The sequence below is a fragment of the Marseilla massiliensis genome, from assembly GCF_016899855.1.
Lineage (GTDB): Bacteria > Bacteroidota > Bacteroidia > Bacteroidales > Bacteroidaceae > Prevotella.
In genome coordinates, this window is record NZ_JACJJG010000073.1 from 1 (window position 1) to 12977 (window position 12977).

At 39.7% G+C, this 12977-nt stretch carries 11 protein-coding genes; all 11 read right to left on the reverse strand.

Going from position 1 to position 12977, the window contains the following annotated elements:
• Positions 1-18 precede the first annotated feature (18 nt).
• On the reverse strand, positions 19-1362 hold the full coding sequence (locus H6A34_RS10825) for an MATE family efflux transporter (RefSeq protein ID WP_205105527.1): 1344 nt from the start codon (positions 1360-1362) through the stop codon (positions 19-21).
• A gap of 1002 nt (positions 1363-2364) precedes the next feature.
• Complete coding sequence (locus H6A34_RS10830; RefSeq protein ID WP_205105528.1) at positions 2365-3348, reverse strand: virulence RhuM family protein; 984 nt, start codon at positions 3346-3348, stop codon at positions 2365-2367.
• A 28-nt stretch (positions 3349-3376) separates the two neighbouring features.
• A complete protein-coding gene (locus H6A34_RS10835; RefSeq protein ID WP_205105529.1) occupies positions 3377-5806 on the reverse strand; it encodes a DUF262 domain-containing protein in 2430 nt (809 codons plus the stop codon).
• A complete protein-coding gene (locus H6A34_RS10840) occupies positions 5784-7568 on the reverse strand; it encodes a DUF262 domain-containing protein (protein ID WP_205105530.1) in 1785 nt (594 codons plus the stop codon). The genes H6A34_RS10835 and H6A34_RS10840 overlap by 23 nt, the downstream gene beginning before the upstream one ends.
• An 11-nt stretch (positions 7569-7579) precedes the next feature.
• Positions 7580-8089 carry an exonuclease domain-containing protein gene (locus tag H6A34_RS10845; protein WP_205105537.1) on the reverse strand — a complete coding sequence of 170 codons (510 nt, stop codon included), beginning with the start codon at positions 8087-8089 and terminating at the stop codon, positions 7580-7582.
• The gene (locus H6A34_RS10850) at positions 8085-8804 is read right to left on the reverse strand and encodes a DUF2441 domain-containing protein (RefSeq protein ID WP_205105531.1); all 720 of its coding nucleotides are present in this window, start codon (positions 8802-8804) and stop codon (positions 8085-8087) included. The genes H6A34_RS10845 and H6A34_RS10850 overlap by 5 nt, the downstream gene beginning before the upstream one ends.
• A 4-nt stretch (positions 8805-8808) precedes the next feature.
• Positions 8809-9774, reverse strand: coding sequence for a helix-turn-helix transcriptional regulator (locus tag H6A34_RS10855; RefSeq protein ID WP_205105532.1), 966 nt, complete (start codon positions 9772-9774; stop codon positions 8809-8811).
• A 90-nt stretch (positions 9775-9864) separates the two neighbouring features.
• Positions 9865-10389, reverse strand: a complete 525-nt coding sequence (locus H6A34_RS10860) for a phospholipase D-like domain-containing protein (protein ID WP_205105533.1) — start codon at positions 10387-10389, stop codon at positions 9865-9867.
• A 1-nt stretch (position 10390) separates the two neighbouring features.
• Positions 10391-11452 (reverse strand): DUF932 domain-containing protein, encoded by a 1062-nt coding sequence (locus H6A34_RS10865; RefSeq protein ID WP_205105534.1) that lies wholly within the window; start codon positions 11450-11452, stop codon positions 10391-10393.
• Position 11453: 1 nt separating this feature from the next.
• Complete coding sequence (locus H6A34_RS10870; protein WP_205105535.1) at positions 11454-12290, reverse strand: RAD55 family ATPase; 837 nt, start codon at positions 12288-12290, stop codon at positions 11454-11456.
• Between the two features lie 468 nt (positions 12291-12758).
• Positions 12759-12977, reverse strand: a 219-nt coding sequence (locus H6A34_RS10875; protein WP_205105536.1) for a transposase, incomplete at its 5' end; no start/stop codon positions are given.

Genomic DNA, 12977 nt, shown 5'->3' on the forward strand with positions numbered 1-12977 from the left:
TCTCACCTTCTCACCATCTCACTTTCTCACCTTTTTAAGTTTCTTATATACCAAGTACACCGCCGGCGCGAGGAACAAGTCGGCAGCCACCCAGGCCGTAGGGTCGCCGTAACATACGCCGAGGAAACCGAACGTGGGCACCAGCCAAAGGCTCACTCCGCAGCGGGCTATCATCTCCATGACGCCCGACAGCACTGACAGGTTTGAGAATCCGAGCCCTTGGAGGCTGTATCTCAGTATTGTGAGCAGCCCCAACGCGGGGAAGAAATAGCTTGACAGGCGCATGTAAAGGGCAGCGTTGTCGATGATGTTACGCTCGCCTGACTCGACGAAAAGCAGCATCATGTCGTCCGCGAAGGGATATATTATAATCAATGTAAACACGAAATACACCGCCGTTATCTTCATTGCCGACCATATTCCGAGCTTTATCCTCTCTACCTTTTGCGCCCCGATGTTCTGTCCGCAGTACGTAGCCATGGCCACGCCGATGTTCTCGAATACGCACGTAAACAGGTATTTGACGCGCATCGCGGCAGTGAACGACGCCACGTAGACCGTTCCCAGCGCGTTGTTTGCGCTCTGCAGCATTATCACTCCGATAGCCGTTATCGAGAATTGCATGCCCATCGGTATGCCGTTCATCAGCAGGCGGCCCACCTTCTTGTCGTCATACGCCCGCTCGTTGCCCGTCGGAATGAGCAGCCGCAGGTGCTTCCTGATGTACAGCCAGCACAGCAGCGAGGCGAACGCCTGTGCCGTCATGGTGGCTATTCCGGCGCCTTCAACGCCCATACCGAGGCCTATAATGAGGATAAAGTCGAGCACAATGTTGAGCAGCGAGGCCGCTATGAGGAAATAGAATGGCTGTTTTGAGTCGCCCAACGACCGTATAAAGCCCGACAGCATGTTGTAAGCCATCGTGAAAGGAATGGCCAGAAAACTAAGCAAAAGGAACACGTATGCGTCATGGAAGATGTCCTCCGGCGTATTGACAATCCTCAAAATACGCTCGCAAAAGATAGCCGTGACCACGGTGATGACCACTGCTATGACCGCCACTATCCGCAATGCGTTGGCCACGTAGGCACGCATCTTTGAGTAATCCTTTGCCCCGAACTCCTGCGCAACTGGTATAGCGAAGCCCGCGCAAGAGCCGTTGCAGAAGCCCATGATGAGGAACATTATCGACGACGACGCTCCGACAGCAGCCAATGCGTCGACACCGATGAAGCGCCCCACGATGGCCGCGTCGATAATAAGGTACATCTGTTGCAGTATGTAGCCGCCGACAAGCGGTACGGCGAACTTTATAATATCCCTCGTAGGCGACCCTACGGTCATATCGTTAATGCTGGGCATATCTTGTTATCCTTTCTTTAAAACCATGCAAAAGTACATATAAGTTAAGAATTAAGAGTTAAGAATTAAGAAAATATGTGTGATTTTTTATATGGTCGTGGCTTTTCCTGATTGTTAAACTTAGCGGTCTGTAATGTTAAATTTAACATCTTAAACGTTCAGAAATGGCAGTCTGTAATCTCAGACACGCCTATTGTCTGCTGTTTTTATAGCTTTCGTCAATGTCAAAGACGGCCTTTCACAATGCAAAAGACCGCCTTTGACATGCCAATGGGGCACCTTTTGCGTCATGTTTTACCGTATATTGCCACTCAATAGATGTTCTTCTGTGTGTAAATAAACATGAAATCATCTGCTATTTTAGTTGAAAACCATAAAATATTAACCTCTGCCGCATTGTCCGCCATGGCAAACTGCGTGATAAATTCGTTCAAGTGCCCCTCTAACAGTCAGTTTTTCGTCTATTTCTTAACGAAATCATGAATTAACATTTATCTTTATTAGTTGATAATTATCAAGTATATCAGTTGAAAAGGAAAGCACGGTTACATTGATATTCTTATTGTCATTTCCCGTGAAAAGTGGAATTTCCTATCGTAAAACAAATTTCCTTGATAAATTTTTGTTGTCTTACTGATTTTTAATATATTTGCAATCGCATGGGCTTACGCCCTTTGCTGACATTTTGGGAATAAGAAGCGTTATGCTCTTTCATTGATACTGGAAACCTGAGAAACTTCTAATTGTAAACAGTGAATGGCATGATGGTTCTCACGCTTGGCGTGGGCTGCTATCATAACATCTGTTTGTAATGGGCTTTCTCAGGGCCTCCGTTTGAGGATGTGGGGTATTGCAGTTCCACGCTTGAACCGAATAACATTCTATATCTTTCTGATTATCAAATTATACATTCAATACTCTTTGTGATTTGATACCATAAAGTTCCCTTCTATTGTTGATTTTTCCCAAAGCAAGCATTGCCGTTTCATAGGAATATTTGGACTAATCTTTATTTTTCAATCTTTTAATCTCTTTATCAAAGTCGCTCTCCAACAAATCCATCTCGCGTTTACGGTAGATTTCAAATTCTTTTTCAGCTTTTTCAATGGCTTGTTTGTGCGATATATTTCCTTTTCCAATCAAAACTTTTCGTTTATGGGCAATAATTTGATTATCCAAAGCCTCTATCCAATCTTTCATCGTCATAGGATTCATTTCCAATGCTTGAAACTCTGCAAAATCCAAGAAACCTGAAACAAGCAAATTCAGACGTTGTAGCTCAATTTCTGACAAATAGTTCTTGGCTATTTTCACATCATCTTTTGTCACATAATTACCCTTGAAATTGGTCATTCCGACAAAAGGTTTTTCATTATCCACTCGATTGTATATGACTTCGGCAGCGGTGTTTTCATGAACAGCGTAATGCAACTTATTTTGTACGGTAGCGAAGAATTTTTTTGTCATTTCACTGCGAGGATCATAATCTGTTGCAGTAGCATAAATATCCGTAACCTGTTGATAGAAGTTACGCTCACTGCTTCGAATATCCCGGATGCGCTGCAACAGTTCTCGGAAATAGCGATTCCCTCCCTGCTTCAACCTCTCATCATCCATGGCAAATCCTTTTTGGATATATTCGTGAAGCCGCTGGGTCGCCCACCGGCGGAATCGTGTAGCGACCTGCGACTGGACACGGTAGCCCAGGGCGATAATCATATCAAGATTGTAGTGATCAATATTGCGTTTTACCTGCCGATTGCCCTCTTGACGAACTAACAAGAATTTCTTGTTAGTTGCCTCTATGGAAAGCTCGCCATCTTTATATATATTGTCTATATGCTGGCTGATATTCTGTTGGGTAGTACAATATATCTCCGCCAACTGACTTTGTGTCAGCCACAAATCTTCATCTGCAAAGCGTACCGACACACGAGTTATTTCGTTATCATCTTGATAAAGTATGATGTTGTTTTCGTTGTTCATTATAGTCTATATTTTTATGGAATGACAATTATAAAGAATGAAGAAATTTTAAAATGTCGGTTAGTGTCTGAAGTATCAAATCAGTATCTGTTCCTTGTATTTTCCCAATGTGAATATATGGCCTGTTCGGATTGTCTAAATCTTTGTCTGCATGAGGATATTTATCCAATAAGCGTGAATTGAAAATTTCCCATGTTTCCATATCGCGTGTGGAAATAGAATAACATAACTCACCCAAAGATTCGTCACTAGAGAGAAAGTCTGCTTCAAGATAAAGCAAATGTTTTCTGCCTTCAATGTTTTTTTCTATCTGTCGCTGCAATTTCCATTGTTCAATAATTTCCCAATTGCTATTAGTGTTCTCATTTAATCTCTTACATAATTTGCCAATTTCTTCCCTATGAGATGTAGGAATAATCTTTGCAAATGACCCATCAGTTACTTTGTAAGAGGTCAGCATGTAGCCACATTGACGAGAATCATTCCAAGCTACATAACCACGACCTCTTCCATAGTCAAACCAGTGTGGGTCTTTATATAATCTTGCAACCAGTTTCTTCCATTCTTCCGAACCTTTATCAAGAACCGGTTCATTACCCGGGCTAAGTTTTCTCTCAATGAAAGAATCTACATCGGCCTCATTCTGAATATCTCTCAAAAAGTTTAGCAATTCTGTTTTAACTTGAATGTTTGCATTCTTCTCATGGAACATATAAAAGAAATAGCCGCTATCTTTCGCATAGCAATAGCGACCACCTATTTTGCTCCATCCTGCGCCTTGATAATAGTCAGTATAGGTTAACAATGCCCGCCTTAGTTGGTTTGTAGGACGTTCATACGTTAGTCGTAAATTTTCTGCTATTTTTCTTATACTGATAGCATTTATATTATCACCAAGTACGTTAAATATAAAACCGCTTTCTCCCTTTACCGTGTTAAGGTGAATAAGTTTCCAATACTCGTTTTCATAATCAGAAAGAATATTCATTTCCATACCTTCTGAAAGTCTTACTATCGCAGACTTTTTGATGGATTCTGTGTATAGGTTGTCATTTTGGTTTAATAAAGACTCCAGTACATTATCCCCATTATTTTTGATAAAAACACACAGTCTGACGACATCGTAATTCGAAGCATTCTTCTGTGCTATTTCCCAACATATCCGGAATAAACGTATGACATTATTAACGATAGGCGTTTCTTCCTTTTCTATTTTTGTTTTTACGTAGGCTAAAACAGGCAACAAAGTGGCACAGTGGCTGGTAGTCAAACGATAAATGACATGCTTGGCGTCTTCATCTTTGAGCATAATATCCCAAAGGGAATACTTCGGAAAATCTGTATCCGAACTACAGTCACTATCAATTGTAATATTATTCTTAATGATAAATAGTAATGCGTCTTTGTATTTATCTATTGTATCGAAAAGTTTGGTAACATCCTTTCCTTTGTAATATTCAACAATATCAATGCGGGAACCGGCTAAAACTTTCTGAATGCCAGAATATTGCTTTGCATCGTCACGGAAAAGTTCTGTTTCTTTCCCTATATTTTCACAAATGAACACCCATCTTAAAAATTCATTGAGATAATCATCAACAACAAAGTTAGAATGGGCATCATCTTTAGGACGATTATCCCAAAAGAATTGCTCCCATGATTCCCACATATCAGAGTATTGCTTTTTTATAGCATTATCAACATTCTTCATGGCTCCAATCAACTGCGGTTTGAGATGCTCGCTAGGTGTAAGCGGTTTGCCGGTAGTATTCAGTACGACAAACTGTTCCTCGCCATATCTGCGTGATTGCATATCAAAATATAGAAAACTAATCTTACACAGTATATATGATAATAAGCCAGAGGCAATGTTTTCATTGACCATCGAATTAATTTCATCAATGGCTTTTAGTATGTTTTGGATACTATGATCTTCATTATATGAAGAAAAATACCAATCTGCGTTTTTAATATCGGTTTCTTCTCCTAAAAAGTAATTTGACACGAGGTCGCGCAAGAACAGAAGTGTTGATTCCCTTATTGCATATTGTAATCTTGGCTCATGGTCATCATGTCGCTCAAATTCTGAAATCAGCACATCCTCAGCTTGCCGATACTGTTTTTCATCAACTTTGCTTATAATCTTAGTTAAACATCCGATGAGGAGATAAATGGTTGTAGTGCGTTGTTGTCCATCGCATAATTGAATATGGTTGGCTGGTAATTCATAAGCATATATAAGTCCCATTCTAGAGTCAATCTTGTCATTGAATGAGCGAATAAGGTCTCGAACATACGAAGTTACAAGAGAACAATTTTGACCGACAGATAAAACGGAAGGCCAACAGTATTCTCTTTGCATATCAGGTATAACAATTTTTCTGTTGCCTGAGAAAAGTTCTGATATTGTATAGCTGATGCCACTACTTAGCGGTCTATTGTTCATCTTCGATTCCATATAGATCTCGTATTTTACTTATTTCCAAATCATAATTCTGTCTGATAATAGATGGTACATTCTCAATGCTCCACTGCTTACTACCAAAAGCAGCCATAGTGTGAAGAAGACTTCTTGAATAAATCTTTTCGTCAAGATTGAAATATATGTCTTTTTTTTCTTCAGGAATCCTATCCTTGAATTTTGAGTTATCTTTTTTGTGCAGGTACACCAAGTTACCTAAACAATGTTGTGTGATACCTTTATTTCCTAAATCTTTTAAAGATACGGATTCTTTAGAAGACTCCTCTGATATTCTAGATTTTGGCCATATATGCTCTAATGAATGGGCTTCCCACATTGATTTGAAATCTTTTTCCTCATTATCCCAATAGAAAAATTCAAATCGTTGTTTGCGCTTATCAGATTCTAAAATATTTTTGTAGTATAAATATGTAAATGCGAATGGCTTTTTATTAGGGTCCTCGAAGATATTCTTGGATCTAAGAGCATTGTAGACCTCGTATTCTTTAGCTATTACGGATTCTTGTGTTTTTCCATCAATAGAGTTATAGGAATCAATCTCTTGTTTAGAGGCTCCAGCCATTCTAAACTTGACGTAATCGTCAAAATCATTAATTGTGTGTTTTTTGTCAAGAAAATAAAGTATAGATTCTTCTCTTTCTTTTGGTGGAAGAATTTGTAAAAGGAAACCTAATCTGTTATAAGTCTCATAATCGTTATAGATGTCTTCGAATCTTTTTTGCAATTTTCTGAGTCGTTCAAAATTCATCTTCACTCGGTTATCAGTATCTTTAGGTTGCTGAGTCAGGAAATAACTTTGAAACCTTTCAAAAGTATCAATAAGGGCATTGATGTCATTGGTATAGTCTATTTTACTATCACTGACAATACAAAAATATTTAAGAAGATGCCCCATTACATCTTCGCCGCAGCGGTAAAAACGTCGCACCTCCGAACGATTCCACCAATAGAGCCATTTATCCCACTCTCGCGACATACGACTTCTTGAGGCATTGTTTTCCCATTCATCTGCACTTTCCTTCCTGATTTGTTTTTTCAGTACAGTCAATGCTTCCTCCACACTATTTATTGGTGTTGGGTTCTCTGTGGGTTGATGGATATTGGAAATTTTACAAAGAAAGTCGGATTTTACCAATTCATCACATGTCATAAATGCCTTATTGCCATTCATCATAGAAAATACATTTGTGGCTTCTGACTCATCAACGGTAATTACAAACAAAAAAGTTTGGTCAAGTAAGAATTTACAGAAATCTTCAATATCAATCTTGTCCAACTGTAATCTTATACTTTCAATCGCTTTCTTGAAATAGTAGATATCTTGGGTATCTTTAGATTCATCTACATTTTTTCTTTCACAATATTTTTCTAAAAAATCATGTGAACTAGTTCTGATGTCATATTTCAACTTTAACTCTTTACCTTTGAAAAGAAGTTCTTTTCTGTCATCTTCATTTTCAAGTATTGTTGCCAATAACAACAATATTGTTGTGGTTCGCTGTTGCCCATCAATTAGAATCAGATCATTATTTGTGTTTTCGTAGCAAGTAATACCTTGAATAAAATATTGCGATGCCTGATTCCGTTGCATAGCAGACTTAATGTCTCTCACCAATATTTGAGCAGCAGTCTTTCCGTCTTTGCCGGGAACTCCCCACTTATAACCACGTTGATAAGATGGGATGATAAATTTCTTATCAAGGCTAAAATATTCTCGTATAGATAATTTAGTTTTCATAAAATACTATTCTAAAAATTTTCCATTTCTCTCAGATACAATCTTGCACACATCTCTGCATCGTCTCCGGCGCGATGGTGAGTACCTTCGGGGATGCCAAGTTGTTCGCAAAGATAACCGAGTGTATTGCAGCCAAAATTGTATATTTGTCTGGCTATTTTCAAAGTACATTGCCATTGCAATTCCGGCAAATGCAAATTATATAGTTGAGCAGAATGCTCTAAACAACTACGGTCGAAGGTGGCATTGTGTGCCACAAGGGTATCAAAATCGTCAAGGAATAAACGCTCTATTTCTTCCCATACTTCTGGGAAAGAGGGTGAATTTTCAGTGTCTTCAGGCGTGATGCCGTGACACTGCATATTCCAATAACTGTACAGATTATCTTCGGGTTGCACTAACCAAGAGCGTGTTTCTGAAATTTCCCCATTGCGCACTACGCAAATGCCAATCTCGCAAATGGATGCCCGCTTGCCCGTGGCTGTTTCAAAATCAATGGCTATAAAATTTTGTCCATCAATCATTATTGTCCTCTTTAAATGTGTATTCACCAAAGATTAGTGCCTCCATTATAGGATTCTCTGTTTTTAATCCCTTCCAGTAGTTACGCGCATATTCGACAGCCTCGTTCATAGTAGAATCGACCGGTACTGTTGTAATCCATTGCATATCGTATATATTGATGTCTGCATCTTCAATAACGACTTCGGCTACCTTTCTTTCGGAAACCCGAAATTCCTTTGAAAATTGAACGGTATCTGCTCTACTTGTAAAGGCGAAACAACTATCCAACCGACTGTTTGTACCCGGAAATTCATCCCTTCTTACAATATCCCATATAGCTTCCCAAAAATATTGTCCGTGTCCTTTTTCATCATCCAAGAATACGCCAGTCTCTTGATAATATGTATTATACTCCACAATAAAATCCACAAGCGGTTGCATCGAAATATGCTCTTTTTGTTCATCGCAAACTAAAAACAAATCAAGAGGGATTTCAGTTGCACCTTTCCTAACCATTCGTTGTACATCTTCAATTACCCATCCATATTGAGTGGCAATCCTTAATGCCGATGCTATTTTGATGTTACATTCTTGAGATAGCTTACATACTTTTTCTATCTGCTCATAGAATTCTAAGATTTTATTCTTTCTTGCACTTTGGTTTATATAACTAGTATAAAGAATGTCATAAGACTCTTCTTCGTTGAGAATACGATATAATTTGTTGCTCATATTGTTATTCTTTATAGTATGACATTAGGTTCTTGGCGAAATTACGCATCTGTTTGCGTACCGATTCCGGTTCAATAACCTCTATCTGATCGGCCTGTGCCAGTAACGACTGATATAAATCGTATGTGGGGCATACTTCAAGTTCGAAATAGGATGCTTCATCGTCTTTGCGCTCATCCAGTTCACGCTGCGACTCATGTAGTGGTAGCGTACGAAGATAGTCCGATCCGCCGCCATACGCTTTGATTATGACCTTTATGGGCTTTTCTTCTGAGTGGATAATGCCACAACATCCACGGAAGTATTCGTTAATATCAAAGTCTTCTTGCATGTGAAATGTGGCGTTCGTGGTTTGGCAATCCAAAATGCGGTCAAGCGCATATACCATATATACGTTTTCAGGACGATTGCCACCTTTTTCGCTATTTTTCTTGCGATTCAGTTCTGAATAATAAGGACTGCGGGCCAATACATACCAGCGGCGTTTTACCACTTTGAGATAATATGGTTCAATATCGAAACTCCAAGATTCAGGTTTTCCAAAACCATGGTGTGTAATATGCAGAACTTGGTTGTTACGCATGGCATCGGTAATAACATTGAGCCATTTGTGCCCTGACGGAACATTCTCGAAAATGATACGTCCTTTCAATTTTCTGTCGGCCTGTATCTGATTCATAGCGGTATAGGAATCTATCAGCCAAATACGAAGATTGTCATTTTCCAGTTCTTCAGGATTACTTATGTAGTATTTATACCCTCCCTTTATGTCACAAGCTATTTCAACCTCAAAAATGTCAAAGATGGCTTTGCGATGATTGTGAAAAGTACGGAGAGCAAGATCGTCCTCATCCCCATAACTCAAACCGCACTTGTGCCAATGGTCATTGACCTCCTCGTATGTCAGACGGTCATAACGTCTGAACTGCTCTATCAACCATACATAGCGACCGAATATATTTGCTGCCATAAGTCTTTAATATTGTTGGACATACAAAGGTATAAAATTTCTACGAAAAAAAATGGCATAGGTGTATTCTTTTATTTGCGAATTACTTTTTCAAAGAATTTGGTCATTGCAATAGTTTCTTCTACCGCATTTTTCACAGAATTTTCCGCGCCAGACTTCATCAAACTGATTTATTGCTGCCTCAACGAGTGATGGTTCATTCGTCAGAATACCTGCCTCGAAGTTTCTTTTTTGCCCGCTCTTCATACCTATACCGGCTCCTGTGAGATTGGCAGAACCAATGTATGCCGTTTCCATGTCGAATATTATCAATTTGAAATGAACACGCGGACAAAGTGCCATTTCCATTGATGACCATAACGCAGGAAATTTCTCATGTTCTTTTCTGAATACAGGTCCGGGTTCTTTGGCATGAATGAGGCGGATGGCGACATTCCTCTTGACAAGTTTGTCAAATACTGCCAATAGTGGGACTGACGTTGTTCCGGATTTGACATACACATCCTTTATGTCAGCTGTTCCGATCCACAAAGTATTTTTTACTGAAGCCACATGCGCTAATACATCATCATAATGCTGCGTGTTGGCTATGTATTTGATGAATGGAGGTGCCATATCAGTAGATATCCATATAGTTTATGATGTCTGGTTTTTTCTTTAGCAAACCGACTGCGTCATTCATAATATTGATACGCCGATAATCCTGTTGTTTCCACATCGGAGTATGAGTGGCAAACTGAGTGAGCACATTGTATGTATCCCAAATAGTTCCTTCGCCTTTCATCAAGTGTTCTTTATGATGGTCATAGAGTCCTGCGCTTTCGTAAGCAGAACGGGCATTCTCATATGGTATTAATGTCTCCGCTTGCTCTTTTTCAACTCCTTGGGAAATCAGAATCTTTTGTGCCTTCTCCATCTCCGATAAAGATATTCTTGATATCGACGCTACTGCAAACAGTTTTCCGAATTGTTCAATGCCTTGTGTAAAGAACCATTTGCTTTTCACTTGTGTAATCATCTTGCGTATTTCATTAGAAGACAGTTTGTATATGGTAGCGTCTTTACGCTCTTCGCTGATAGTCTGTCCATTGGAACATACCAAACGTTCATAATAATGCCCTAATTCGATATGTGATGGAGTCCAAGCAAGATAGAAGCCATCTATCATGAAATCTTCTCCCGGCCCAAAGAAATGTGTATGTCCTTGTGGATTTGTATAGGTAATGGCAATGCTCGGGATTCCCGAATTGTTCCACTTGATGTCCGATACCGTATATCCTGTTTCTTCTGCCATCATCTCGGCAAAATCGAAAAATAAAGTCGGTGAAATATACTCATCCACAATGGGGATTATATCTGTGAGTTGTCGACTTTGAGGTGAAGCAATCACTACCACGGATTTAGGCTTTTGTATGTTCGATGCCACGTTAATGTAGTTGCGGTAATTTTTTAAGCCGGTTTCGCCAGACGCTTCTTTCACCATCTTTCTTTGTCGGCTGTCAATGCCGATGATACGGTCGCATGCCTCAGTAAAGGCATTGCTGGCTGGTACTTCTACTCCTTCGATGGAATATATATTCTCTCCTAAATGCGTAAGTCCGCTTAATGGTACGGTCTTCTGCGGGCATAATCCCTGCATAAACTGTTGTTTTTTGAGTTGAAAATCTGAATGGTTCATATTAATCAGGTGTAAAAAGTTTATCGAACTGGTCGGCAAAGTCGCGAATCTGCCCTGCCACTTCGCTCTGCATATGCTTTATATGTCGGTCTTGGAGGAAACGTTGTTCATCAAACGAAACATCGCCCGTGCTGCTTAGATTATAAAAGAGTTTTACACCAACATCACCGCGACGGTGTTTTGAAAAAGTTATGAAACGGTCGGAATAAATATTCTTTGGATTCTCCAAACGAAGTTCCATCATGGCGGTGATGGAGTGTTTCAATCTGTTTGAGCCGACAAAATTACCGGATTTTGTTACCTGTTGGATAGTCAGGAAAGTACAATTCAGGCGCCGGTTGTTCTGACCTTTGTTCTGTTTCTTAATAAGTTGTAAGAGCCAGCTCTCAGCATCTTTCATACGAATGTTTTCCTCATCCTTGATTATGCCTTGTAGCTCATAAAATGAATCCATGGCCACTATATCCCATCCTTGTTCAACAACTTCTTTGACCACATCCCAGTTGTGAACATCATTGTCAAAATCAGATTCTACAAAGAGGATGGGGAGCGTCTGGAATTTCGGGTATCTCTCCACATACACAGTGAGATCTATCTCATTCATTTCGGCACTCACAAATAGAATCCGGGCTTTCGGATAGCGATTCTGAATATTGGCCAGCATATCGAGAATGATAGTAGTCTTACCCACGCCCGGGTCGCCGATAATCATATAGTTCACGCCGCGAGGCAGTCCCCGGTGCGAACTTAAAAGGTCGTCCAAGGCTGTACCGCAATGGAAAGTCTCAAAGAGTTTCGGGTCGAAACTCAAATCGCACATTCGAACCACATGTTTCATAGCGTTCACTTTATTGGGATGTTAGTAGTTGAAAGTTTGAGGAACTGTAGTTTCCCGTTCCTCAAACTTTCACGCTTTTACTTTGTTTTTGTGCTTTTCGAGCATCTGTTCTGTCCATGCAAAATTCTCTGAGAGTTCTTTCCATGCCGAGTCATTTATTTAGTATTTTTCAATTTTAAGTTCGAAGCTATAAGTCTTGCTATTACGGTGTCCCCCGTAATGTTATTGTCACATGATAGTCCCCACATAACAGAAGTATCCGCCTGAAACATATCAACAAATTGCGATAATTCTAACAAGTCTGCTGAAAGAATTGGTTCCTTTTCATTATAACTGAGATGAACGAATATTTTATTTGCGGAGAACAAATCAAAGCCCTTTGCAATATTAACGTGAGTTCGGTATAAGAAAACGATTGAAAAAGTTGTGGGAATGAGATATTTTTAACGTGAGTTCGGTATAATAATCTTATGCAATAAGCCTGCTTTTATCAATGATGTCAATATTGAGTGACGGTTTCTTAGGAAGCAGGTTGTATGCGATAAGCCCTGCAACCAGGTTGGAAGCAAAACCGTCAATGCTGCGGTGCCTGGTATGTTCAATGTAGCAGACGTTTTTGAGTTCGTCGTTGACGGTTTCAATGAGCGCCCTTTTCCGCAGCAGGATTTTGTCGTGCAGGTCCATGAG

Bases quoted from the DNA above. Each gene is read 5' to 3' on its own strand.
- H6A34_RS10825 (WP_205105527.1), bottom strand. From the start codon at position 1,362: ATGCCCAGCATTAACGATATGACCGTAGGGTCGCCTACGAGGGATATT.
- H6A34_RS10830 (WP_205105528.1), bottom strand. From the start codon at position 3,348: ATGAACAACGAAAACAACATCATACTTTATCAAGATGATAACGAAATA.
- H6A34_RS10835 (WP_205105529.1), bottom strand. From the start codon at position 5,806: ATGGAATCGAAGATGAACAATAGACCGCTAAGTAGTGGCATCAGCTAT.
- H6A34_RS10840 (WP_205105530.1), bottom strand. From the start codon at position 7,568: ATGAAAACTAAATTATCTATACGAGAATATTTTAGCCTTGATAAGAAA.
- H6A34_RS10850 (WP_205105531.1), bottom strand. From the start codon at position 8,804: ATGAGCAACAAATTATATCGTATTCTCAACGAAGAAGAGTCTTATGAC.
- H6A34_RS10855 (WP_205105532.1), bottom strand. From the start codon at position 9,774: ATGGCAGCAAATATATTCGGTCGCTATGTATGGTTGATAGAGCAGTTC.
- H6A34_RS10860 (WP_205105533.1), bottom strand. From the start codon at position 10,389: ATGGCACCTCCATTCATCAAATACATAGCCAACACGCAGCATTATGAT.
- H6A34_RS10865 (WP_205105534.1), bottom strand. From the start codon at position 11,452: ATGAACCATTCAGATTTTCAACTCAAAAAACAACAGTTTATGCAGGGA.
- H6A34_RS10870 (WP_205105535.1), bottom strand. From the start codon at position 12,290: ATGAAACATGTGGTTCGAATGTGCGATTTGAGTTTCGACCCGAAACTC.